This window comes from Nocardia sp. Marseille-Q1738 (genome assembly GCF_965283145.1).
In genome coordinates this window covers 266,004-288,792 of the sequence record NZ_CBDIMS010000001.1, presented here as the reverse complement: position 1 = coordinate 288,792, position 22,789 = coordinate 266,004, and the positions used below count along the sequence as shown (strand labels likewise).

At 67.4% G+C, this 22,789-nt stretch carries 25 protein-coding genes; 14 read left to right on the top strand and 11 right to left on the bottom strand.

Annotated elements, in window-relative coordinates; genetic code table 11:
- Positions 1-149: 149 nt before the first annotated feature.
- From rplM to glmM, 3 genes are all read left to right on the top strand, one after another.
- On the top strand, positions 150-593 hold the full coding sequence (rplM, locus tag ACWPXK_RS01430) for a 50S ribosomal protein L13 (protein ID WP_364324977.1): 444 nt from the start codon (positions 150-152) through the stop codon (positions 591-593).
- Positions 590-1,096, top strand: a complete 507-nt coding sequence (gene rpsI, locus ACWPXK_RS01425) for a 30S ribosomal protein S9 (RefSeq protein WP_454194205.1) — start codon at positions 590-592, stop codon at positions 1,094-1,096. Before rplM ends, rpsI begins: the two co-directional genes overlap by 4 nt.
- Before the next feature lie 283 nt (positions 1,097-1,379).
- Positions 1,380-2,756 (top strand): phosphoglucosamine mutase, encoded by a 1,377-nt coding sequence (gene glmM / locus ACWPXK_RS01420; RefSeq protein ID WP_454194204.1) that lies wholly within the window; start codon positions 1,380-1,382, stop codon positions 2,754-2,756.
- Between the two features lie 41 nt (positions 2,757-2,797).
- Here the strand turns inward: glmM and ACWPXK_RS01415 are convergent, their stop codons facing one another.
- From ACWPXK_RS01415 to ACWPXK_RS01400, 4 genes are all read right to left on the bottom strand, one after another.
- Positions 2,798-3,172 (bottom strand): hypothetical protein, encoded by a 375-nt coding sequence (locus ACWPXK_RS01415; RefSeq protein WP_454194203.1) that lies wholly within the window; start codon positions 3,170-3,172, stop codon positions 2,798-2,800.
- Complete coding sequence (locus ACWPXK_RS01410; protein WP_454194202.1) at positions 3,172-3,561, bottom strand: VOC family protein; 390 nt, start codon at positions 3,559-3,561, stop codon at positions 3,172-3,174. The genes ACWPXK_RS01415 and ACWPXK_RS01410 overlap by 1 nt, the downstream gene beginning before the upstream one ends.
- Before the next feature lie 97 nt (positions 3,562-3,658).
- Entirely contained in the window at positions 3,659-4,369 is a 711-nt protein-coding gene (locus tag ACWPXK_RS01405) for a helix-turn-helix transcriptional regulator (RefSeq protein WP_454194201.1), read from the bottom strand.
- Between the two features lie 160 nt (positions 4,370-4,529).
- Positions 4,530-6,185 (bottom strand): ABC-F family ATP-binding cassette domain-containing protein, encoded by a 1,656-nt coding sequence (locus ACWPXK_RS01400; protein WP_454194200.1) that lies wholly within the window; start codon positions 6,183-6,185, stop codon positions 4,530-4,532.
- A 147-nt stretch (positions 6,186-6,332) separates the two neighbouring features.
- On the opposite strand from ACWPXK_RS01400, the gene ACWPXK_RS01395 reads away from it, so the two are divergent.
- Positions 6,333-6,524, top strand: coding sequence for a PspC domain-containing protein (locus tag ACWPXK_RS01395; RefSeq protein WP_454194199.1), 192 nt, complete (start codon positions 6,333-6,335; stop codon positions 6,522-6,524).
- Here the strand turns inward: ACWPXK_RS01395 and ACWPXK_RS01390 are convergent.
- Entirely contained in the window at positions 6,484-7,482 is a 999-nt protein-coding gene (locus tag ACWPXK_RS01390; RefSeq protein ID WP_454194198.1) for an alpha/beta hydrolase, read from the bottom strand. The two genes, ACWPXK_RS01395 and ACWPXK_RS01390, sit on opposite strands and share 41 nt — an antisense overlap.
- Positions 7,483-7,555: 73 nt before the next feature.
- Here ACWPXK_RS01390 and ACWPXK_RS01385 point away from each other — a divergent pair, with 73 nt between their 5' ends.
- Positions 7,556-8,326 carry a helix-turn-helix domain-containing protein gene (locus tag ACWPXK_RS01385; protein WP_454194197.1) on the top strand — a complete coding sequence of 257 codons (771 nt, stop codon included), beginning with the start codon at positions 7,556-7,558 and terminating at the stop codon, positions 8,324-8,326.
- 197 nt (positions 8,327-8,523) lie between these two features.
- On the top strand, positions 8,524-8,829 hold the full coding sequence (locus ACWPXK_RS01380; protein ID WP_454194196.1) for a DUF6802 family protein: 306 nt from the start codon (positions 8,524-8,526) through the stop codon (positions 8,827-8,829).
- A 151-nt stretch (positions 8,830-8,980) separates the two neighbouring features.
- Here ACWPXK_RS01380 and ACWPXK_RS01375 read toward each other — a convergent pair whose 3' ends face one another.
- Positions 8,981-9,430 (bottom strand): NUDIX hydrolase, encoded by a 450-nt coding sequence (locus ACWPXK_RS01375; RefSeq protein ID WP_454194195.1) that lies wholly within the window; start codon positions 9,428-9,430, stop codon positions 8,981-8,983.
- A gap of 519 nt (positions 9,431-9,949) precedes the next feature.
- The gene (locus ACWPXK_RS01370; protein WP_454194194.1) at positions 9,950-10,450 is read right to left on the bottom strand and encodes a DNA-directed RNA polymerase subunit beta; all 501 of its coding nucleotides are present in this window, start codon (positions 10,448-10,450) and stop codon (positions 9,950-9,952) included.
- Between the two features lie 127 nt (positions 10,451-10,577).
- Between ACWPXK_RS01370 and ACWPXK_RS01365 the strand changes: the two genes are divergently transcribed.
- Positions 10,578-11,477 carry a class I SAM-dependent methyltransferase gene (locus tag ACWPXK_RS01365; RefSeq protein ID WP_454194193.1) on the top strand — a complete coding sequence of 300 codons (900 nt, stop codon included), beginning with the start codon at positions 10,578-10,580 and terminating at the stop codon, positions 11,475-11,477.
- A gap of 24 nt (positions 11,478-11,501) precedes the next feature.
- Here ACWPXK_RS01365 and ACWPXK_RS01360 read toward each other — a convergent pair whose 3' ends face one another.
- Complete coding sequence (locus ACWPXK_RS01360; RefSeq protein WP_454194192.1) at positions 11,502-12,719, bottom strand: helix-turn-helix domain-containing protein; 1,218 nt, start codon at positions 12,717-12,719, stop codon at positions 11,502-11,504.
- Positions 12,720-12,886: 167 nt separating this feature from the next.
- On the opposite strand from ACWPXK_RS01360, the gene ACWPXK_RS01355 reads away from it, so the two are divergent.
- From ACWPXK_RS01355 to ACWPXK_RS01340, 4 genes are all read left to right on the top strand, one after another.
- Positions 12,887-13,357 carry an SLOG cluster 4 domain-containing protein gene (locus ACWPXK_RS01355; protein WP_454194191.1) on the top strand — a complete coding sequence of 157 codons (471 nt, stop codon included), beginning with the start codon at positions 12,887-12,889 and terminating at the stop codon, positions 13,355-13,357.
- Between the two features lie 305 nt (positions 13,358-13,662).
- Entirely contained in the window at positions 13,663-13,974 is a 312-nt protein-coding gene (locus ACWPXK_RS01350) for a hypothetical protein (protein ID WP_454194190.1), read from the top strand.
- A gap of 59 nt (positions 13,975-14,033) precedes the next feature.
- A complete protein-coding gene (locus ACWPXK_RS01345) occupies positions 14,034-15,656 on the top strand; it encodes a hypothetical protein (RefSeq protein ID WP_454194189.1) in 1,623 nt (540 codons plus the stop codon).
- 37 nt (positions 15,657-15,693) lie between these two features.
- On the top strand, positions 15,694-16,044 hold the full coding sequence (locus ACWPXK_RS01340) for a hypothetical protein (RefSeq protein WP_454194188.1): 351 nt from the start codon (positions 15,694-15,696) through the stop codon (positions 16,042-16,044).
- 10 nt (positions 16,045-16,054) lie between these two features.
- Here the strand turns inward: ACWPXK_RS01340 and ACWPXK_RS01335 are convergent, their stop codons facing one another.
- A complete protein-coding gene (locus ACWPXK_RS01335) occupies positions 16,055-16,912 on the bottom strand; it encodes a poly(ethylene terephthalate) hydrolase family protein (RefSeq protein ID WP_454194187.1) in 858 nt (285 codons plus the stop codon).
- Positions 16,913-16,948: 36 nt separating this feature from the next.
- Between ACWPXK_RS01335 and glmS the strand changes: the two genes are divergently transcribed.
- Positions 16,949-18,832, top strand: a complete 1,884-nt coding sequence (gene glmS / locus ACWPXK_RS01330) for a glutamine--fructose-6-phosphate transaminase (isomerizing) (RefSeq protein ID WP_364325013.1) — start codon at positions 16,949-16,951, stop codon at positions 18,830-18,832.
- Positions 18,833-18,904: 72 nt separating this feature from the next.
- On the opposite strand, the gene ACWPXK_RS01325 is transcribed toward glmS, so the two are convergent.
- Positions 18,905-20,089 carry an MFS transporter gene (locus ACWPXK_RS01325; RefSeq protein WP_454194186.1) on the bottom strand — a complete coding sequence of 395 codons (1,185 nt, stop codon included), beginning with the start codon at positions 20,087-20,089 and terminating at the stop codon, positions 18,905-18,907.
- Between the two features lie 137 nt (positions 20,090-20,226).
- Here ACWPXK_RS01325 and ACWPXK_RS01320 point away from each other — a divergent pair, with 137 nt between their 5' ends.
- Positions 20,227-20,709 (top strand): MarR family winged helix-turn-helix transcriptional regulator, encoded by a 483-nt coding sequence (locus ACWPXK_RS01320; protein WP_454194185.1) that lies wholly within the window; start codon positions 20,227-20,229, stop codon positions 20,707-20,709.
- A 29-nt stretch (positions 20,710-20,738) separates the two neighbouring features.
- Here ACWPXK_RS01320 and ACWPXK_RS01315 read toward each other — a convergent pair whose 3' ends face one another.
- Entirely contained in the window at positions 20,739-21,170 is a 432-nt protein-coding gene (locus ACWPXK_RS01315) for a cupredoxin domain-containing protein (protein WP_454194184.1), read from the bottom strand.
- A 42-nt stretch (positions 21,171-21,212) separates the two neighbouring features.
- Between ACWPXK_RS01315 and ACWPXK_RS01310 the strand changes: the two genes are divergently transcribed.
- On the top strand, positions 21,213-22,658 hold the full coding sequence (locus ACWPXK_RS01310; protein ID WP_454194183.1) for an NAD(P)H-hydrate dehydratase: 1,446 nt from the start codon (positions 21,213-21,215) through the stop codon (positions 22,656-22,658).
- The last annotated feature ends 131 nt before the right edge of the window (positions 22,659-22,789 follow it).

Genomic DNA, 22,789 nt, shown 5'->3' with positions numbered 1-22,789 from the left:
GGTATCGTGGCTCGTTGGCGTGTGGAACGCCCGGTCGATCTCCTGGTGAATCGTCCGGTCGTCCGCCGAGTCCCGGGTCTCCACCGGCCGCCGGGAACACCTCGACCACACGCTCGGCTGGCAACACCGACGACAGACAGGGAACCACTGTGCCTACGTACAGCCCCAAGGCGGGTGACGTGACCCGTAAGTGGTACGTCATCGACGCCACTGACGTAGTGCTCGGCCGTCTCGCCGTCCAGGCAGCGAATCTGCTGCGTGGCAAGACGAAGCCGACCTACGCTCCGAACGTCGATGGTGGCGATTTCGTCATCATCATCAACGCCGACAAGGTTGCCATCAGCGGCAACAAGCGGCAGGACAAGCTGATCCACCACCACTCCGGGCACCCGGGCGGCCTCAAGTCGCGGACCGTCGGTCAGGTGTTGGAGACTCGGCCCGATCGGCTCGTCGAGAAGGCCGTCAAGGGCATGATCCCGAAGAACAAGCTCGGTAACACGATCGCGAGCAAGCTGAAGGTCTATGCGGGCCCGACGCATCCGCACGCCGCCCAGCAGCCCATTCCGTTCGAGATCAAGCAGGTGGCCCAGTGACCGCTCCCGAGGAATTCAACGAGGACTTCGCCGAGGAGTTCGACGCCGAGGCCGTCGAGGACGGCGCGGGCTACGAGGAGACCGAGGCCTCGCCGTCGTACTCGCCGGTCGTGATCGACCGCCCGGTGCAGACCGTCGGCCGCCGCAAGGAGGCCGTCGTCCGCGTCCGCCTGATGCCCGGCACCGGCAACTTCGTGCTCAACGGCCGCACCATCGAGGATTACTTCCCGAACAAGGTGCACCAGCAGCTGGTCAAGTCGCCGCTGGTGACCGTCGAGCGCACCGAGTCCTTCGACGTGCACGCCCGCCTGGTCGGCGGCGGCCCGTCGGGCCAGGCAGGCGCCCTGCGGCTGGCCATCGCCCGCGCGCTGATCGAGGTCACCCCGGAGGATCGTCCCGCCCTGAAGCGGGCCGGATTCCTGACCCGTGACCCGCGCGCCACCGAGCGCAAGAAGTACGGCCTGAAGAAGGCGCGCAAGGCGCCGCAGTACTCGAAGCGCTGATTTCGGCAGCGTCGACCATCGCATCCGGCGCCCCTGCGGCGCCGGATGCGGAGGACGTGGCCAGGAAGCGAAGCTCGCGCAACCCATCAAGGGTCCCGCTTTCGCTGCATCCATACGGTACGGTCGACGCGGCAGCTGTACGAGAGCAGGCTCCCAGCGAACAGCTGGTCGCCTGCTCTCGTGCTGTATGAACTTGCGGTGTTGCGGTGCCCCACGTGGTGACCTAGGTTGCCGTCTCCGGGCCGTCGCTCGCACCGCGGATCCACCGATGTAGGGGCGAGGTATGGGACGTTTGTTCGGCACCGACGGAGTCCGCGGGCTTGCCAACGAGTCGCTGAGTCCGGAGCTCGCGCTGCGCATTTCCGGTGCGGCCGCGCAGATCCTGAGTCGCGGCAAGCAGCGCGCGCTCGCGGTGGTCGGACGCGACCCGCGGGCCAGCGGCGAGATGCTGGAGGCCGCCGTGACCGCGGGGCTGACCGCGGCGGGCGTGGACGTGCTCTCGGTGGGGGTTCTGCCGACCCCGGCCGTGGCCTACCTCACCGGTCTATACGACGCGTGCCTCGGCGTGATGATCTCCGCCTCGCACAACCCCATGCCGGACAACGGGATCAAGATCTTCGCCGCGGGCGGGCACAAACTCGATGACGCGATCGAGGACCGGATCGAGGCGCTCATCGCCGCGGACACGCCGTTCCGCCCGACCGGCGCGGGCATCGGCCGCGTGCGCAACGCGGCGGGCGCACGCGATCAAGGACTGGTCATCCCGGACCGATACAGCCTCGCGGGCACCCATGAGCGCTACGTGGAGCACCTGGTGGAAGCGACCGGACAGGATTTGTCCGGACTGACCGTCGTGGTCGACTGCGCGCACGGCGCCGCCGCGGAGGTGGGACCCGCCGCCTATCGCGAGGCGGGCGCGACCGTCATCGCCATCAACGCCGAGCCCGACGGGCTGAACATCAACGACGGCTGCGGCTCCACCCATCTCGACCAGGTTCGCGCAGCGGTGCTGGAGCACGGCGCCGATCTGGGTCTCGCACATGACGGCGACGCCGACCGCTGCCTGGCCGTCGACGCCGGCGGCACCGTCGTCGACGGCGACGCGATTCTGGCGATTCTGGCCCTGGCCATGCACGAGGCGGGCGAACTGGCCCAGAACACCCTGGTCGCCACGGTGATGAGCAACCTCGGCCTGCACATCGCCATGCGAGAGGCCGGAATCACCCTGCGCACCACCGCCGTCGGCGACCGCTACGTGCTGGAGGAGTTGCGGCGCGGCGGTTTCACGCTGGGCGGCGAGCAGTCGGGACACGTGGTCTTCCCGCGCTACGGCACCACCGGCGACGGCATCCTGACCGGCTTGCGCCTGATGGCCAGGATGGCGCGGACCGGGCGCACCCTGGCCGATCTGGCGAGCGTGCTGCAGACCGTGCCGCAGGTCTTGGTGAACGTGCCGGTCGGGGACAAATCCCTGGTCGCGCGAGCACCCGAGGTGCGGGCAGCGGTGCTGGAGGCGGAGCGGATGCTCGGCGACTCCGGCCGAGTCCTGTTGCGTCCCAGCGGTACCGAGGAACTGGTGCGGGTCATGGTGGAGGCCACCGACTTGGCGCAAGCGCAGCAGTTGGCGGACGATCTCGCCAAGCGCGTCGGCTCTGTTTGATTTGCAGCGCCTGCGGCGCTGGGTGTTCGAGGGCCGAGTGTTCATCGCTTCTCGGTCAGCGACCTCCGCGCGAAGGCGGCGGCTTCGTCGAGCAGTGTTCGCCAGAGTTCGCGATCGACCGTTGGGATTGCGACCCACTCGCGGAAGATCTTCCCGGCCGGCGCGAACGGGTCGCCAGTGCCGCTGTCGACCAACTCGGCGACGCGCTCGCGAGGAAGCTTGACGACAAGGGAGCCGGCCTTGTCGTCGAAAGCTGCCAGGAACCTGCCCGCGAGCCGCACACATGGGTAACCCATCATCGTGGCCCGGCCGATGGCGGGGTCGTAGAGCAGGTCGTCAGTGAGTTCGTCGTAGAGGCCGCGGGCGTCGTCGCCGGACTGGTCCGACGGCGACGCCCCAGCGTGATGCTTCGCCATCAGGCCGTCGGCGGTGTGAACACGGCGAACATGTTGCCTGCCGGGTCACGCAGATAGGCGAACGTCGGCGCACCCGGTCCTGGGTCGAGGTGCTTGCTGACCACCGATCCCCCGAGTTGCTCGGCGTCGGCACAGGTGGCGTCGACGTCTGCCACCAGGATGTAGAACACGGCGTGGTTCGGAAGCTGTCCGCCGGTACCCATGATGCCCCCCATCGGCGTGTCTGCGCCGGAGGCCTTGATGTTGCGGTAGTCCATCCCTGCGGCGGCAGACGGGCCGTCCGCCTCGAAGGACCAGTCGAACAGGCTGCCGTAAAACTTCTCGGCATTGTCGGCGTCGCCGGTGGCGATCTCGAACCAGGCCAGGGCTCCGGGAGCGGGGTTGGTCATCGTCTCTCCTTTTGCTCGGATCACCCGCCAGGGCGGCGGGTCCCACCCAGCGTCTCGCGGGTTCGCGACAGCCCTATGTCGGTGTTTGCAGAAGATCTCAGGCACCCAGTTCTCTCGCCGGCAGTTTCATTTCGTGGCCGTCCACGTGCAGTTCGGGAGTGACGCGCTGATGGCGCGGCGGCGCCGGTTCCCTCTCGGCACGGGTGATGCGGTCCATGCGGAATACCCGGTCGTCTCGTCGGAGGTGGCACCAGGCGGCGAGGTAGGAGCCGTTGGGCCCGACCACGACGTGCTGTGGCTCGACCTTTCGGTCGGTCTCGACTCCTCCTACGTCTATGTAGCGGATCCGCAGCACGTGGTTGTCGCGGACGGCACGCCAGATGGTCTCAGCGACCTCGGCGTCGGGGTCCGGAGCAGGCTGTACCAGCAGTCGCACCTTCTCGGCAGTGGACCGTGCCTCGGCGAGCGCCTGCTCCGGCATGGCCGACATGATCTTCTGGAGGGCGGTGCGGGCGTCCTTCTTGAAGAGCACGTGCTCGTTCCGGCTGAGAGCCACGGCGACAGCTGCGGCCTCTCGCGGAGTGAAGTTCAAGGGCGGCAGAGTCATCGACCGGTCCAGCGTGTAGCCGCCTGAGCGCCCCTGCTTGGTCGCGAGCGGCACCCCGGCCTGCCCGAGGGCGCTGAGATCGCGCTCAATGGTCCTGACGCTGACCTCGAAGTGCCGGGCCAATTGCCGCGCCGTGCGCCCCCTCGGTCCTGCGGCGCGCAGTTCCTCGACGAGGGCGTAAAAGCGGTCAATGCGGTTCATACGCGCATGCTAGACGGGGGCGGGGACAAGAATGCCGAGGTTGCGGGAAAGGTTCCGGGGGGCGCGCTGCACGGTCCAGACGCGGCCACGGTGGTCAGGGGCATGCGGGCCACGCCGCCTCCTGCCCCGCGTCTTCGGGTTCTGGCTGGAGATATCGCGCTCAGAGCGTCTCGGTGAGGACGCCCGCTTCCATGTGCCAGCGGCGCGTGGCGCGGACGGTGTCGAGCATGCGGCGGTCGTGGGTGACGAGCAGCAGTGTGCCGGTGAAGGATTCGACGGCCTGCTCCAGCTGTTCGATGGCGGGCAGGTCCAAGTGGTTGGTCGGCTCGTCCAGCACGAGCAGGTTGACGCCGCGGGCTTGCAGCAGTGCGAGGGCGGCGCGGGTACGTTCGCCCGGGGAGAGGGTGTCGCAGGGACGCAGCACGTGCGGACCGCGCAGGCCGAACTTGGCCAGGAGCGTGCGCATGTCCGCTTCCGGCAGGTCCGGCAGTTCGGCGCCGAATGTCTCGGCCAGCGCCGCGGTCCCGCGAAACAGCCCGCGCGCCTGGTCGACCTCGCCGATCGCGACGCCCGAGCCAAGGCTCGCGGTTCCGCCGTCCGGCTGGATCTTTCCCAGCAGCACGGCCAGGAGGGTGGATTTTCCGGAGCCGTTCGCGCCGGTGAGCACGATACGGTCGGCCCAGTCGATCTGGGTAGTGATCGGCCCGAGCGTGAAATCGCCACGGGTGACGGTCGCCTCGGACAGCGTGGCGACCACCGAGCCACTGCGCGGAGCGGCGGCGATGCTCATACGCAACTCCCACTCCTTGCGAGGTTCCTCCACCACATCGAGTCGCTCGATGCGGCGCTGGGTCTGCCTGGCCTTGGCCGCTTGCTTCTCGGTGGCTTCGGCGCGCATCTTGCGACCCGCCTTGTCGGAGTCCATTTTCCTGGGGTCGCGCGCCTTGCGGCGTGCGGTGCGGACGCCGTGTTCGAGCCAGTTGCGCTGCATCTGCGCGCGTGCTTCCAGGCCCGCCTTGGTGTCGGCGTACTCCTCGTAAGCCTCGCGCGCGTGCTGCCGCGCGATCTCCCGCTCCATCAAATACGACTCGTAGCCGCCGTCGTACTGGCCGACCTGCTGCTGCGCGAGGTCCAGCTCCACGATCCGATTCACGGTGCGGGCCAAGAACTCCCGATCGTGGCTGATCACCATCAGCGGGGCCCGGACACCGGCGACGAACTGTTCCAAGCGTGCCAGGCCGTCCAGGTCCAGATCGTTGGTCGGCTCGTCGAGCAGCAGGATGTCGAAGCGGGACAACAGGACCGAGGCCAATCCGGTGCGTGCGGCCTGGCCGCCGGACAAGCCGGTCATCGGAGTGTGCAGGCCATTCGGGAGGCTGTCGGTGAGGCCGAGGTCGGCGGCCACCTCATGAGCACGCTGGTCCAGGTCGGCGCCGCCGAGGGTGAGCCAGCGTTCCAGCGCGGGGGAGTACTCGTCCGGGCCGCCTTCGGCGAGGCGCTCGGCCGCCGCGTCCATCGCCCGTTGCGCCGCGGTAACGCCCGTTCGGCGGCCCAGGAACTCGAGCACGGTCTCGCCCGGCACCCGCTGCGCCTCTTGGGCCAGATAGCCGACCGTCGCCTCTGGCGGACTGAGTGTGATGCTGCCCGTCGGCGTGTGCCGATCGGCGAGCATCCGCAGCAGCGTCGACTTGCCCGCGCCGTTCACGCCGACCAGGCCGATCACGTCACCCGGCGCGAGGGTCAGATCGAGGTCGGCGAACAGTGTTCGCTCGCCGTGACCGGCCGACAGGCCGCGGGCATGCAAAGTGGTGCTCACCAGCACGAGTCTGCCGTGCTCGGGGTCGGACCCTGAGATCGGCCCCAGGAGAAATCAGGGTCGGTATCGGCCGTCGTACCGATGCCGGGGCGTGCGCAGGCGGGGCACAGTGGAGTTCGTAGCGATCACCGCCAGAGAGGTAAGACCATGACCGCCCCTACCCGTCGCTTTGCCCGCTCTACCCAGGACAAGTGGATCGCAGGCGTCTGCGGTGGCATCGCCGAGTACCTCGGCTGGAACGCCAACGTCGTCCGGCTGCTGTTCGTGGTCTCGTGCCTGCTGCCCGGGCCCCAGTTCATCATCTACCTGGTGCTGTGGCTGCTGATGCCGAAGAAGTGATTCCCAGCAGGTGGCCACGCAGGTGGGCGAGGATCTCAGCGCGTGCGGGACGGGCCGCGGGCACCAGTCCCGGCATGCTCAGGAAGGCGTGCACCGCCTCCGGGTAGCGGGTCAGCGTCACTTCGACCCCCGCCTGACGCAGGCGGTCGGCATAGGCTGATGCCTGGTCTTCCAGCGGGTCCGTACCCACGGCTTGGATGAGCGCAGGGGCCAGTCCCGCGAGGTTGTCGCTGTGCAACGGTGAAATCGCACGGGAGTCGAACGATTCGGGGAGTGCGATGCGCTGCACCGCGCGGCAATTGGCCGGTGTCGCGGTCGGGCTGTCCGCGTTCTCGGTGAACGAGGGGTACTCGAAAACGCGATCGGTCCAGTCGAGCTGCGGGTTGACCAGTACCTGGGCGCGCACCGGTAGTCCGAGTTCGTCCGCCCTGATCGCGGTGCGTGCCGCGAGCGTAGCTCCCGCGCTGGCGCCCAGCAGGGCGATCCGAGTGGGATCGACTTCCCACCGCGCGGCCTCTTGCACGATGCGGGATACGGAGTCATAGGCGTCCTCGACGGGCGCGGGCAGCGGGTGCTCGGGTGCCAGCCGATAGTCGACCGAGGCGACCACGGCCGGACAGTTGACCGCCAGATGACTGAGGAGCCAGTCGTCCTGGTCCGGTGCGCCGACGATGAATCCGCCGCCGTGGAACGCGACGATCAGCGGCAGCGCCGAACCTCCCCGCTCCGGCTGGTACACGCGGACGTTCAGCCGACGCCCCGGTAGATCGAGTGCGTGTGTGGTGATTCGTGCGCCACGATCGGGCCTGCCGGTGGCGAGCCTGCCGAGCGCGGACCGGCGCTTGCGGTTCTGCGCTTCGCGCAATTCGATGACCTGTTCCGGGGTGATCGAATCCCAGTCCGGCTCGGTCGTGAGCGCGGTCAGGATTCGGACTCGCGGTGGAACTTTGCCTCGCATGATGTGCCTTCCGGATCGTGATGGTCTTCGTCGGCTGCCGTGTTCCCGGCGGCGTAGCGATACCCTGGCAGCTGTGACCGCGGGTGCGCTTTCGGAAATATGCGGTCCGGCAACCTCGCCGGTGGTGTGGCTGCGGCCGGGTCATGTCGGGTACATCGGGCCGGAGCTCGGCGTCGACCTGCATTCCGTCTCGGTCGCGGTGCTCAGCGTCGGCCTGGACGGGCCGTTCGTCCTGGAGACCGCCGCACACGGACAGGTACGCACCGGCAGCTCGTTCGCGCCCGCCCGCGCGTCGCACCGCGTCGTCACCCCCGGGAGGTGGATCCTGCTCCTGTTCGTCGATCCCGCAGGTACGCCCGCCACCGGCATCGCGGAAGAGATGACGGCGACCGCCGGGCCCTACGGTCTCGCCCACCGACGGGAACGGCAGCTCGTCGAGCTGTGCCGTGCAGACGACGTGGATCCGGACCGCATCTTCGCTCAGGCCATCGCTGGTCCCGCACCGGTCGCCGATCCGCGGATCGAGTGGGCCGCCGCCGCGATCCGCCGGAACCCGGATCACACATTCCGGGCCGACACGATCGCCGCGAACCTGGGCCTGTCCACCACCCATTTCCTCCGCCTGTTCGCCCAGCGGTCCGGCACCACATTCCGCGGCTATCAGCGGTGGACCCGCGTCGTCCACGCGCTCCAGGACGCCGCGGCCGGCCGCGATCTCACGCGCTCGGCCACCGACGCCGGTTTCGCCACCCCGTCCCACTTCAGCGAAACCTTTCACCACATGTTCGGACTGTCCGCCACCGCACTGCTGCGCTCCGGCATCCGCTTCGATCTCGGAACATAGCCGGAGCCTCGATGTTTCGGCTTCCTGCCAACTCCTTGACGCAAAACACGTCCCCTCCTGGGCCGTGAACGACGGGGCATCCGAACTATTGGCTATTGGCGAGCCCAGGGGTGCGTCGAGCCCGCGCGGGTGTCAGGATGGAGCGATGCCGCTGGTGCGGCACCGCACCATCGCACGAGTTCCGCTGAGGAGTTTCAATGATCACCTCGGGCGAATTCCCGGGTCTGGACATCCCCGGGATCGACGCGTCCTCGACACTGACCGGACTGGGCGCGGTCGAACTGCACCATCCCACCCAGGACATCGACGGCGACGGCACCCTCGACACGGTAACCACCACCGGCGACGAGGCGATGCAGGTCTGGACCGACTACGACCACGACGGTTTCGCGGACCATGTCACAGTGGTGGAAAAAGACGGCGACTACTCCGCATGGGAATTCCACCGCCACCCCGACGGCACGTCCGAATGGGTCCGCACCGACAAGGGCAAGATCGGCTAACACCAGCCTCTGCCGTACCGCCGGTCTTGATGAGCCCACCAGGGTAGTCGAAAGGCGGTTGGCCAGGGTGTGTCGCGCCGCCATTCAACTAACCTCGTCGCGTCACCCACTGGCGCGATCGATGGCGAGCGCACGATTGTGCGCGAGCTGACTATCCGAGCAATGCGGGTTCCCAACCAGGCAAACCGAAGTGCTCGCCGCGCTGGAACAGCTCGACACTGGCCGCGGTGTAGGGCACTGTGTTGTCGGGCAGCTGGTCGAGTGGGAACCATTGCAGCGCCGAGCATTTTTCCGGTTCCTGGTTGGTGGGTTCGCCGTCCCAGCGGTTGGCCGCGAAGACGAATCCGATACGGCCGTGTCCCTCAGGTGCTCGGTAGTGCACGGAGGAGGTCATGCGTACGTCGTTGCGTTTCAGACGGAGCCCGATCTCTTCGCTTGCTTCGCGAATGACCGCATCGACAACATCCTCGCCGTCTTCGAGCTTGCCACTCGGCAAGTTCCATTGGCCGTCCGCGTACCCGGTGTTATGACGCTGGGCGAGCAGGACATGGTCGTCGCGGGTGAGCAGCAGTAGAACATCAACGACGGTTGTGTACGGCACGCGCAGCAGGCTACCCAGTACCGATGGGGTACGTCTCGACATCGCCAACCCTTTCCGTTCTTGATATTCAGCGTTGCCTGGTCATGGCAGATACAGCCGCTCATTCGGCAGCCGCCGAAGCCCAGCTGTACTCCCGGGAACCACGGTCACCGCGTCGGGACCGTGGTGGATGCGCCAGTCCTGAGCGAACTGGAATGCAGCGGTCAGGCAAGCGACGAAGTCCATGCGGACGCCATGCAGAAAGATGCGCAGGTGTATGTCCGGTTCTTCCGGCCGCGGGGATGCATTGACGCTCATGGTCTTTCACCGGCCACGCGTCGGGAATCGAACAGATCATTGATCACACGGGCTCCGATGTACGGGCAATCGCTGCCCGCCAGGCCGCTGTGCTCACCTATCACGCCATCGGCTGCCGGAGCCACGCCAACGCAGTGCGGGCATCCCACGAAGACGAGGGCGGTCCCCTTGAAGACCGCACCCACGCAGGTCGACAACCGAATCGAAGGACCGGATCCGGACTCAGTCATGGACTGCCGCCTTACCGGATGGCGGAGGTCCGCACTCGCGAATCGCTTCGACCACCGCCATTCCCGACGGGCGGAACCCGTCGCGGGGCGGTGTCACCCAGACCCGGAATCCGGCACTGCGTGCGACCGGAGACGGCAACGCGATCTGCGCACCCGCGCGGGAGACAGACACGTTGAGCCGGAACAACTCGGCGGTCAAGCGCACCTCGTCGGGCACGTCCGGCACGACGATGAAAGTCCACCTTTTCGAACGCGGGTGCGAGACAATCGGACCGAGCCGCATACCCTGACTCTTCATCCGGCCTTTCACCGCACCGCCGAGCCGCGCAGGCATAGTAATCGCGCCGACGCTGTCCGCTGGCACGACAATGCGCCCGCCCAGCTCGGGCTGAACGATGGCGGGTAGCCCGCAGCTCTGCCGGTAGAAGCGGCACCGCGTCGTCGGCGTATCGGCATGCACCAGCGGCAGAACCCGCGTGTCGTCCAGCCCCATCCCCACATCTCCCTGCTCGTCGTGTACTGAGCACCCGACGCCGAGGAGCTTGCGCCACCGAACGGCCGCTCACGGCGGTCGGTGTGCCGTAGGGCTATCGCGGCATCAACCCGGCGCCGGGTGCTGAATGAGCGTCACTCGATTCAGTCCGGACAACTGGCATGGATGTTGTCAGCTGCCTACCCGGCTGCGAGCGCTTGGGTATCCTGCCGATATGACCTCGAATTCAGCGGCAATCGACGCGAACCGAGCGTTGTGGGACGAATGGGCAGCCATCCACGCCGACGGCGATTGGTATGACGTCGACGCCGTGCGAGCAGGAGCCGAAAAACTACGGTCCTACGAAATCGACGAAGTCGGCAACGTCACCGGACGGACAATGCTGCACCTGCAATGCCAGATCGGCACCGACTCCATCGCTTGGGCGCGCCGGGGCGCGAAGGTGACCGGTGTCGATTTCTCTCCGGTTGCCGTGCAGATCGCTCGATCACTGGCCGCGGACGTCGGCACAGATGCTCAGTTCGTATGTTCGGACGTCATGCGACTGCCGGATAATCTGCACGGTTCCTGGGACATCGTCTACGCTTCACGCGGGATCCTCGGATGGTTGCCCGACCTCGACCGTTGGGCCGAGATCGTCAGCCACTTCCTACGTCCGGGTGGGTTCTTCTACCTGACCGATATCCACCCGATTGCCAAAGCACTTGATGACTCGTCGGCAGATATTCGAGCGAATCGCCCGTACTGGCCCCGTCCCGAGCCGATCCGATATGACGTGCGAGGTACCTACGCGGACCCTGATGCCGAGGTTGAATCGACCGACAAGTATCTCTGGACGCACAGCACGGGCGAATTGATCACGGCGATCGGAAAGGCTGGGCTGTGCCTGGAATTCTTCCATGAGTTTCCCTGGCTTGATCGGCCGTGGCCGTGCCTGGAGAAGATGTCCGACCGCGAATTCGTTCTGCCGGGCGGGGTCGAGTTGCCTCTGTTCTTTTCGCTGCGCGCCCGCAAACTCGGGTCATAACAGGTTCATCTGCTGGGCGATCTGTCACAGTGGAGCGTCGAACGTCCGCTTCTTGTCGAGCAGTTCGGCCACTTGTCGGCGCCCGAGCGGGTCGTTCACCACAATGTGCGGCGCTGCCTGCCACGCGGCGGTCAACGCTACGACGGCACCGTCCAACTTGCCAACCATGCCATAAGCCCGAGCCCTGTGAAGCTGGAAGTAGCAGACGCGGTTGGTGCTCCCCAGAAGTCCCGGGTCCAGGCTGGAGCACGCTTCGAGCGCATCCGCGGGGCGTTCCAGATCGACGCTGATGCCTGCTCGTTGGACTGCGATGTTGGCAGGCCCGAAGATCAGAAAATAGCGTTCGATGTCGGTTCTCGCGACGGTCTCGGCCGCCGACAGGAGGCGCATCGCAGTGATGCGGGAGCCCGAGCGTGCCGCCGACTGTGCGCCGTAGAGCCGCAGGACGCCGATCACATGTTCTGCGTCGATTGACAGTGGTCCTTTCGAGACCAGATTCGCAGTCTCCTCGGCGAGTGCGGTTGCCTCTTCGGGGCGGCCTCCGATCATCAATTCAGTAGTCAATGTCGCAGCGACAGAACCGATCAGGATCTGGTTGTCGGAGTATTCGGCGGCTGCTGCGGCGCGGTCCAACGCCAGCCGAGCATGAAGGTGGTCGTTGCGGTGCCTGAATTCCAATGCACCAAGGCGGTACAAATTGGCCAGCGTGGCATATGCCCGCGACCGAGCGTCAGCCGACCGGGAATTCTCGGTCACGGCCGTCGCATCGGCAATCAGGCGCGGTAGCTCGGCAGCGGCCGACAGGAACTTGGAACTGGACTGATTGTACGTGCGTCGCAGTGACAGCACCGCCCTGCTGAGTTCCAGCTGTGACCGTACCGGTTCATAGGGAGCGTACATGCGGGCCGGGCGGTCGAGTAACCGGATGAGCTCGGAATTCCCATCCAGAGCAGGGGAGTCCGCGACCTCGGCCACGTCCTCGGACAACACGGATACTGCGACATTGAACACCCTGGCGATTTCGCGAAGCGTCGACATCGAGTCGATCTGGAGGACGCCGCGTTCGACTTTGGTGACCCAGGATGTCGACCGATGTAAGTGCAGCGCGAGCCCATCCTGCGTCCAGCCTCGCGCTTTGCGGAGACTGGCGATCTTCCGTCCTAGCGGCTGCGGTCTGTCCACCCCTGCACCTCGAACAAGCCCGGTCGGATCAACGCGATACTGCCACAGATTCCCAAACATGGTGTAAATCCTTGGAATCACGGTGATTCTAATCGAAGAGCCGCGTCGCCAAGGCTTCTTCGATGTTGACCGGCGGGCAACTTCGGGCACAAGCCGGTTGCGAACTCGAAAATCGAATTAGCCTGTTCAGCGACTACACCGTGCAGACCCACAGCAAGGAGTAACCCGTGCCGCCCGTACAGGTCGCAGTCTGTGGTCCTCGGCATTGCACCGATACCGAGGAAGCGAATGCTCGAGAGGTAGGACGGCTGCTGGCCGAGGCCGGTGCAACGGTGCTGTGCGGTGGTGGAACCGGCGTCATGGCCGCAGTCGCCGAAGGTGCCGCCAAGGCAGATGGCCTGGTCATCGGTGTGCGACCAGATGCCAACCGGGACGGGATTTGCGACGGTCTCTCCGCTGTGCTGTACACCAACATGGGTGAGGCCCGTAACGCCATCCTGATCTGGTCGGCCGACGCCGTGATCATTATCGGCGGTTCATGGGGCACACTTTCGGAACTTGCGCTGGCCAATCGGCGCGGTGGAGTGCCAGTCGTCTCCCTCGGCGGGTGGCAGCTACTGGACGCTGACGGCAACCCTGTCATCGGGTCGAAAGTCGCCGAAAGCCCGCGGGAAGCGGTGCGTATCGCGTTAAGTTGATCGCCCTTAACGCTTCTTGTCCCAGAGCGACAGCAACTCCGGCTCACACTCGCCCGAGATACCGTTCCTCGCCATGCGGGTTCGGTATCGCGTCGCTGCTGGCACGACGGCCACCCGTCCGGGAGTCGCAGTACTGATCTGTGCTGGTTGTCGCCGCTGGGTGCGGACAGTAGGTTCCTACGGACACCGAGTCGAATTCGGGGGAACCGAATGTCGGTGTGTCGCGTCGAAGGAAGTATGGCGGCAGTCGGCGCGAAGGAGATTCGGCGCCTGGCGAGTTGAGACTACGAGGACGGAGGGGAACCGTGGGCGGGTCTGAGATGGTCGGGGTTCGGACGGGGGAGCTCGGTGCGCTGGGGGATGACTATCGGAGATCGGCGGATGGTGTTCGCAACCAAGCCAAACAGGTTGCCGAGCACATGTTCGGCGACGGCGGCGAGGCGGGGCGGAACTACGCGCAGCAGGGCATCGCGGTGCATCAGGGGTTGCAACGCATCAGCGCGTGGCTGAAGGACTGGAGTGACGCCACGACCGCGACCGCTGACGCGCTGGGGGCGGCGGTTGTGGCGTACTCGGACACCGACCAGCAGCGCGCGGCGGAGACGCCCAAGACGTGAGACCGCCGGATGACGACACGTGTTTCCACTGAACGCCAGACATTCGAGGAGCCGGAATCATGACCGTTTCCTGGCAGGGTAAGGCGATCGACGCCATCCTGGACGAAGGCAGCTTCGGGCTGCAGTACTGGATCAAATTCATGCCGCTGTACGAGGCGGCGTTCGGCAACAACGGCGGCCGCGGCGATCTGAACCAGCTGCTGGCGATGTACGACGAGCAACGCGGCACGCGGGTGGAGAAGTTGGAGCAGGCGGGGGAAGCGCTGAAAGCCGCGCTCGCCGAGGCGGATACCCAGTGGGACGCGCAACGCGGCTACACCGGCCGCCTGCCCGGACTGTGGCAGGGAGCGGCGGCCGACGCCGCGCTCGACATGCTCACCAAGCAGTCCGTCCTTGCCGACGAGGACCGGCAGCACACGAGGGATGCGTGGAAGACGATCGAGCCGATGGCGAACTCGCTGCGCCAGTCGGTCGGCTGGAAAGCCGATATGGTACTCGGGCTGCTGGAGGATTCGGGGAAAGGCAGCAGGGTCGTCAAGCTTGAGGGCAAAACTCCGGAAGATGTGAAAGTCATTGTCGACGTGCACAAAGCGCGCGAGTGGATCAGCGGGAAGCAGGCAAGCGACCTCTACCGGATCTTCCCCGCACTCGATTTATCCGGACAAATCGCCAAGCTCCAACTGGACACCCCGCTCGGCGAAAAGGTTCGCAACACCGTCAACGATTGGCTGCGGGACCCCTTCAAACGGGACTTCGATGCCAAACTGACGCGCTACATCGACGCCTGCAAACAGACCGACGATCACTTCAAGCAGCAGTACCAGAACCTGACCAATGCGTTGGCGGCGGTGCCGGACCGCGCCTACCCGCGCCCGGAGGGGCCGGCGAAGCCGTCCCAGGACAAGCCGCAGAACCAGAACCAGCCCAGTCCTTCCGCGCCGCCGGGCCCTCCCGGCACGCCGTCGCCCTCCACGGTCGCGGCGAGCACCACACCGAGCACAGTCCCGGCGAGCACCACACCGACAACGCCAACCACGCCAACTGCTCCGGCCCCTCTTGCCCCCAAGCTGCCAGGACTGGACGGCCTGGCCGCGATCAGCCAGGTGGCGGGGGGATTGTCTCCACTAGCGACCGGTCTCGCCCAAACGGTCCAGCAAGGCATCTCCGCGCTGAGCGGAACCATCAAGAGCGGAATCGACGACGCGATCGAAAAGCTCAAAGCGAGCATCGATCCGAAGAACGCCGACGAAGACGGCAAGCCGAAGGCCGAATTCGATATCGCCGGAAAGCATGTGACCTTCGAGATGGGCCCGGACGGCCAGTTGAAACTCGTCCTGTCCGACGAGGCGGGCAAGCAACAAGAGTTCGAGCTCGAGTTGGACGAGCACGGGATGCCGGTCATCTCGATGAACGAGCCAAAAGACGCTGTGCCCGCCGATACCCCGGCTCCCGAAACGCCGGACAAGGACAAGCCGGTCGACGCCACACCCGCCCCTGAACCGAGCACCGGCCAGCCAGGCGTGCCGTCCGGAACTCCGCCGACCACGCGACGCGAAGAAGACGGCGAGCATTGGCCCAAGCCCATACCGGAGCAGGGAGAAGCGAAACCGGAGCAGGGCGAACCGCAACCCGCGGCGCCGTTCGACAGCGGCGCGGAATTGGCTGAGGCAGGACCGCTGTGATCCCCGATACCGCGCAGGATGAGCGAGGAGATGCCGCATGGTGAACTACGCCGAGGAGGCGAGGCGACTCGCCGAGGAGAACCAGCGCCGGATGGCAATCCTGATCGACGAGATCCAGGAGATCAACGAGCAGACCGCGGCGAGGGGTCGCGAATTCGCCGACAACCTGGCGGCCGACATGGACAAGTTCTGGGTTGAGCACGCCGCCGAGCTGGAGCGAGCTCGCGCCGAGGCCGAGGAGAAAGAACGGCTGGAGGCCGAGGCACGCGAGCAGCGTGAGGCGATCGCGCGATCGATGGCGGCCCGCAAAGCGAACCAGACGGTCACCCCGGTCGACGAGGAGGACGAAGAGGCGAAGTTCTACCAGCGCAAGAGCTGGCTGATCTGAACCCCGGTGATCAGCGCCGCAGGAGCCCCACCAGTTGGCCCACCTTCAGCTTCGGCGGCTCTTCTTCGTGGGGCGCGTGGGGGTCGATGACCGCGGTGTGCGGAATGACTTCCTCGGGCTCGGCGAAGGGACGGTAGGTCTTGTCGCCCGCCAGCGTCGCGAGCAGGTAACCGGCCAGCAGCGCGCGGGTGATGCGGGCCGCCTTGGGTTCGTGCTTGCCCGCACCCACCGCGGCGAGGACGCGGCGGCCCTCGATGATGCCGTTGTGCGAGGCCTTGTCGATGACGCGCAGGATTGCGGGGCCGTCCCATGCCGTGGCCAGCGGGATGGCGTTGGAGCTGACCGAGGTGATGTCGGTCGCGCCCGCCAAGATCAGCGCGGGCAGGTCGAGCTCGAGTGCGATGTCTTCGGCGGACGGGGCCGTCGGCGCGGGGAACAGGGCCGCGACGGTGGCGACCTTCCGCTGGGCGGCGGCGATGACCGCGGCGCCTGCGCCCATGCCGTGTCCGGCCAGGGCGAGACGTTCGGGATGCACGCTGATCTCGCCGTCCCCGAGCCGCACGCCGGTGCAGATGTCGAGCGTGGTGAGCAAATCGGCGGCCAGTCCCAGATGTGACGGGATCGGCCCGCGCTCGGTGTCCGGGGCGGCGGCCACAATTCCCCAGGAAGCGAGGTGTTCGAGCAGGCCGCGGTAGTGTGCGGCGCCGGTCAGCCAGCCGTGGCCGAAGGCGACCGCAGGCAGGTTGCGCCCCGACTCGGGCGTGAACACCACCCCCGGCTGGCCGGCGATGGCCAGATTGCCGCGCAGCACACGGTGCGGACCGCGGCTGGTCAGGGTGCTCAGTAGCGATTTCACAGACGCCGACACGACGTGAACGTTATCCGATAAGTAGTGTGGTGAGCCATGTGCGGAATCGTGGGGTACGTCGGGTACCGAGACGCGCTCGGCGTCGTCGTTGACGCGTTGCGCCGCATGGAATATCGCGGCTACGACTCCGCGGGCGTGGCGATCCTGGACGGCGCAGGCGCGCTGGCGGTGGAGCGCAAGGCCGGTCGGCTGGCCAATTTGGAGGCCGAACTGTCCGAAAACGGGATCGACCGTTTCGCGGGCACTACCGGCATCGGGCACACCCGCTGGGCCACGCACGGCGCGCCGACCGACCGCAACGCGCACCCGCACAGCGACCACAGCGGCAAGGTCGCCGTGGTCCACAACGGCATCATCGAGAACTTCGCTCCGCTGCGTCGTGAGCTGGAAGACGCCGGTGTCGAGTTGCGCAGCGACACCGACACCGAGGTTGCCGTGCATCTGGTGGCCCGGGCGTATGCCGGGGGCCCGACCGCCGGCGACTTCGCGGCCAGCGCGCTGGCCGTGCTGCGCCGCCTGGAGGGTGCGTTCACCCTGGTCTTCACGCACGCCGACCATCCGGACATGATCGTGGCCGCGCGTCGTTCGACACCGCTGGTGGTCGGCGTCGGCAAGGGCGAGATGTTCATCGCCTCGGATGTCACGGCGTTCATCGAGCACACCCGCGAGGCGGTCGAGCTCGGCCAGGACCAAGCCGTGGTGATCACCCTGGACAGCTACCGGGTGACCGACTTCGCGGGCGAGGACGCCGGTTCGCGCACGCGCCCGTTCACGATCGACTGGGATCTGGCCGCCGCCGAGAAGGGCGGTCACGACTACTTCATGCTCAAGGAGATCGAGGAGCAGCCCGCCGCCGTCGCGGACACGCTGATGGGGCATTTCAGCACCGATCAGGATGGCGGAGGCCGGATCGTGCTGGACGAGCAGCGCCTCGCCGACCAAGAGTTGCGTGATTTCGACAAGGTGTTCGTCGTCGCCTGCGGCAGCGCCTATCACTCCGGTCTGCTCGCCAAATACGCCATCGAGCACTGGACCCGGCTGCCCGTCGAGGTCGAGCTGGCCAGCGAATTCCGCTACCGCGATCCCGTTCTGGACCGCTCCACGCTGGTGGTGGCGATCTCCCAGTCCGGTGAGACCGCCGACACGCTGGAGGCGGTGCGCCACGCCAAGGAGCAGAAGGCGCGCGTCCTCGCGATCTGCAACACCAACGGCGCGCAGATCCCCCGCGAGTCCGACGCGGTGCTCTACACCAGGGCCGGGCCGGAGATCGGCGTCGCCTCCACCAAGGCGTTCCTGGCCCAGGTGACCGCCAATTACCTGGTCGGACTCGCTTTGGCGCAGGCGCGCGGCACCAAGTACCCGGACGAGGTCGCGCGCGAGTTCGCCGAACTCGAGGCGATGCCGCGGCTGGTGGAGCGGGTGCTGCAGACGGCGCCGCAAGTACGGACCATCGCGCGCGAGCTCGCGCAGGTGCCGACGGTGCTGTTCCTTGGCCGTCACGTCGGGTACCCGGTGGCGCTGGAGGGCGCGCTCAAGCTCAAGGAGCTGGCCTACATGCACGCCGAGGGTTTCGCGGCGGGCGAGCTCAAGCACGGTCCGATCGCGCTGATCGAGGACGGGCTTCCGGTGATCGTGGTGATGCCGTCCCCGAAGGGCCGGGCGGTGCTGCACTCGAAGCTGCTGAGCAACATCCGGGAGATCCAGGCCCGCGGCGCGCGCACCATCGTGATCGCGGAGGAAGGCGACGACACGGTGCGTCCGTTCGCCGACGACCTCATCGAGATCCCCAGCGCGCCCACTCTGTTCCAGCCGCTGCTGTCGACGGTCCCGCTGCAGATATTCGCCGCCGAGGTGGCCCAGACCCGGGGCTACGACGTCGACAAGCCTCGCAACCTGGCGAAATCCGTCACCGTGGAATAGACCGGCAGCCGCGCACCTCGGGGTGCGCGGCTGCTGCGTATCAATGGCGAGTTCTCGCTCGTGCGTGATTACCTACGCATGGACGGGAACAGGAGCTTCGGCCGGGATCGTCGGGGTGCGGCGCTCCAGGTAGCCGGATAGGACCGCGAGGCCGAGCGCGATCACGACCAAAGCGACGCCGACCCAGTTGGGGGAGGTGTACCCGAGCCCGGCTGCGATGACCACACCGCCCAACCAGGCGGAAATGGCATTGCCGAGGTTGAACGCTCCGATGTTGACGGCGGAGGCCAGGGTCGGCGCGCCCGCCGCTTGGTCGAGGACGCGTTTCTGTAGCGGCGGGACGGTCGCGAAACCGAGGGCGCCGATCAGCACGACGGTGATCGCGGCGGCGGCCTTGTTGTGCGCGGTGACGGTGAACAGCGCGAGAACGATCGCGAGCCCGCCGAGGGTGAGATACAGCATCGGCATCAGGTGACGGTCGGCGAACTTGCCGCCGATCAGGTTGCCCGCGGAGAAGCCCAGACCGAACAGCACGAGCAGCCAGGTGACCGAGCTGTCCGCGTAGCCGGTGACCTCGGTCATCATCGGGGCCAGATAGGTGATCGCGGCGAACACGCCGCCGAAGCCGAGCACCGTCATCGCCATCGCGAGCACGACCTGGGGATTGCGGAAGACCGCGAGTTCGGTGCGTAGCCTCGCGTCCGTGGGCGCGGGCTGTTCCGGAACCAGCGCGGCGACGCCCACCAGGCCGATCAGGCCGACGAACGCGACGAACAAGAAGGTCAGCCGCCAGCCGAAGTGCTGGCCGAGCAGCGTGCCCAGCGGCACGCCGACCATGGTGGCGACGGTGAGTCCGGTGAACATGATCGCGATCGCGCCGGCCCGCCGATCGGCGCTGACCAGGGTGCCGGCGACGACCGCGCCGATGCCGAAGAACGCGCCGTGCGCGAGCGACGCCACGATCCGCCCGGTGAGCATCAGACCGAAGGTCGGTGCGACGGCGGACAAGATGTTGCCGAGGACGAGCAGCGCCAGCATGCCGAGCAGCATGCGTTTGCGCGACACACGGGTGCCGAGCCCGGTCATCAGCGGCGCACCCACCACGACACCGAGCGCGTAACCGCTGACCAGCAGGCCCGCGGTGGGGATGGACACCGCGTAGGTGTCGGCGACCTCGGGCAACAAGCCGACGACGACGAATTCGGTCGTCCCGATTCCGAATGCCCCGAGGGTCAGGGCGAGTAGTGCGAGTGGCATGGGGAGCCTCCACATGAAAATTGCGTCAGATCCTTACAGGCGAAGACAATAATTGCAGACGCACAATAAATGCAAACGCTGGCTATTGTGCTGCCTGGCTATCCTGGAGGCAGAATCCCCGATGCCAAAGGAACGCCATGACCGCGGAAGCCGCCCTGACCGGCCTGGCCGATGGTTGGTACGCACTCTCACTGCTGCACGATCGGATCGAGGCGCACATCGAAAGGGCGCTGCAATCCGGCCACGACCTGAGCGTTCGCGAGTATTCGCTCTTGCTCGTGCTGAGCCGTCAGCACGACGGACCCGGCGGCCACCTGCGCATGAACCAGGTCGCCGAGGCTGTGGTCCTGAGCCAGAGCGCCACCACCCGTCTGGTCTCCCGGCTCGAAGACCGCGGCCTGCTACAGCGCTACCTGTGCCCCGACGATCGCCGCGGCATCTACACCGACGTGACCCCGGCGGGCCTCGACCTCCTCGAACAGGCCCGCCCTACGCACGACGACGCCCTCGCCAGCGCCCTCGGCCAAGCCGCCGCCGACCCGGAACTCGCTCCGCTCGTCGCCGCCGTCGAAGCACTGAACACCCGCGGCGCCCACACCCGCGACTACCGCCCGGTCTGAGGCGACCGGATGCGGGCCGTCGGTCCGCGCTACTCGACGGTCACCGATCCGCGCATCTCCGGATGCAGCGAACAGAGGTAGCGGTAGGTCCCCGGGTTGGTGAAGGTGTAGCTCCACTCGCCCTTGTCGAGGATGGGGCTGTTGATGCCCATCGCCTTGTCGCCGATGCCCTGCACGGAGTGCGGGACCTTGTCGTCGAATTTCCAGGTGACCGTGTCGCCGACCTCGAGGGTGACCTCGGCGGGAGAGAATTTCATGTCGTCGACCGCGACGGTGGCGGCGGCGGGCTCGCGCTCGCCGGTCTGCTGCGCGGTGGTCGTTGCCGGGCGGGCCGGTTTCCGCGTGGTCGTGGCGGCCGAGCCGGATTCGTCGTCGCCGCATCCGGTCAGCAGCAGCGCACCGGTCATGGCGACTCCCGTGACCACCTGGATGGTCCTTGTGTGGCGGCGGGCGCTTGGCATGATGGCCAAGCGTAGTAGGCCACACCGACGGAGGGAGCGGCGATGTCCACGCAGCGGGGCTATTTCACCGTCGACGAGGTGCGTGCGGCGGAAGCCGAGCTGTTCACCCGGGTGCCGGAGGGGGTGCCGATGCGACGCGCGGCGCACGGCCTGGCCACCGTGGTCGCGGGCGAACTCCGGGAGCGCACCGGCGGTATCGCCGGACGCGCGGTGACTTTGCTGGTCGGGTCCGGCGACAACGGCGGCGACGCGCTCTGGGCCGGTGCGCAACTGCGCCGCCGCGGTGTCGCGGTGACCGCGGTGCTGTTGAATCCGGAACGCGCACACGCGAAAGGGCTTGCGGCGCTGCGCAAGGCGGGCGGGCGAATCGCCGATCACGTCGGCGACCCGGACCTGGTGATCGACGGCATCGTGGGCATCTCGGGTCACGGCGCGCTTCGTCCGCGCGCGGCGGAAATCGTTGCGGCGCTGGACGCTCCGATCGTCGCCGCCGACCTGCCCAGCGGCGTCGACCCCGATACCGGTGCGATCGAAGGCGCCGCCGTCCGCGCGGACGTCACGGTCGCCTTCGGCGCCTACAAACCGGTACACGCCCTCGCAGCTGCGCAGTGCGGCCGAATCGAACTGGTTCCCATCGGATTACGCCTCCCCGACCCGAACCTCGCCGCGCTGGAGCCCGTCTCGATCGGCGCCGCGTGGCCGGTCCCCGGCCCGGCCGATGACAAGTACACGCAGGGCGTCACCGGCGTCTGCGCGGGCAGCGCGACGTATCCGGGCGCCGCGGTGCTGTGCGCCGGCGCCGCCGTCACCGCGACCTCGGGCATGGTGCGGTATGCCGGAACGGGAGCGGCCGAGGTGCTGAACCACTTCCCGGAAGTGATCGCCACGCCGACGGTCGCCGCTGCCGGACGTGTCCAGTCCTGGGTCTTCGGTCCAGGCGCGGGCACCGACGCCGACGCCAGGAAGCGCCTCATCGAGATCCTGTCCACGGATCTCCCGGTGGTGATCGACGCCGACGGCCTGACCTTGCTCGCCTCCGAACCGTGGCTGGTGCGCGACCGCGCCGCTGTGACCGTCCTGACCCCGCACGCCGGCGAGTTCGCCCGCCTCACCGGCCGCGAGCTCGGCGCGGACCGGGTGGCCGCCGTCCGCGAACTCGCCGACTCCTGGCAGGTCACCGTGCTGCTGAAGGGCCGAGCCACGCTGGTCGCCGAGCCGGACCGCCCCGTTCTGGTCAACGACGCGGGCGGCTCCTGGGCCGCGACCGCCGGTGCGGGCGACGTGCTCTCGGGCATCATCGGCGCGCTGCTCGCGGCGGGCCGCGACCCCGCCTGGTCCGCCGCCGCGGCCGCGCGCGTACACGCGCTGGCCGCGAACCTCGCCGCCCTCGACGACGCCCCCGCCGGAGCCCCGATCTCCGCCGGCCTCCTGTCGGCCCACGTCCGCTCCGCGATCGGCATCCTCCGCCGCCTCGCACACCCCTTCTGACTAGGCGATGCGAACGCGGAGCTCGCTGTCGGTGATGGCGCGTTCGCCGGAGTGCCTATCTCGGCCAGCCCGCTGTCGGCGCGCGTCGGTCCCGCGATCGCCGTCTCTGATTCGCAGGGTGCGGGTATGTG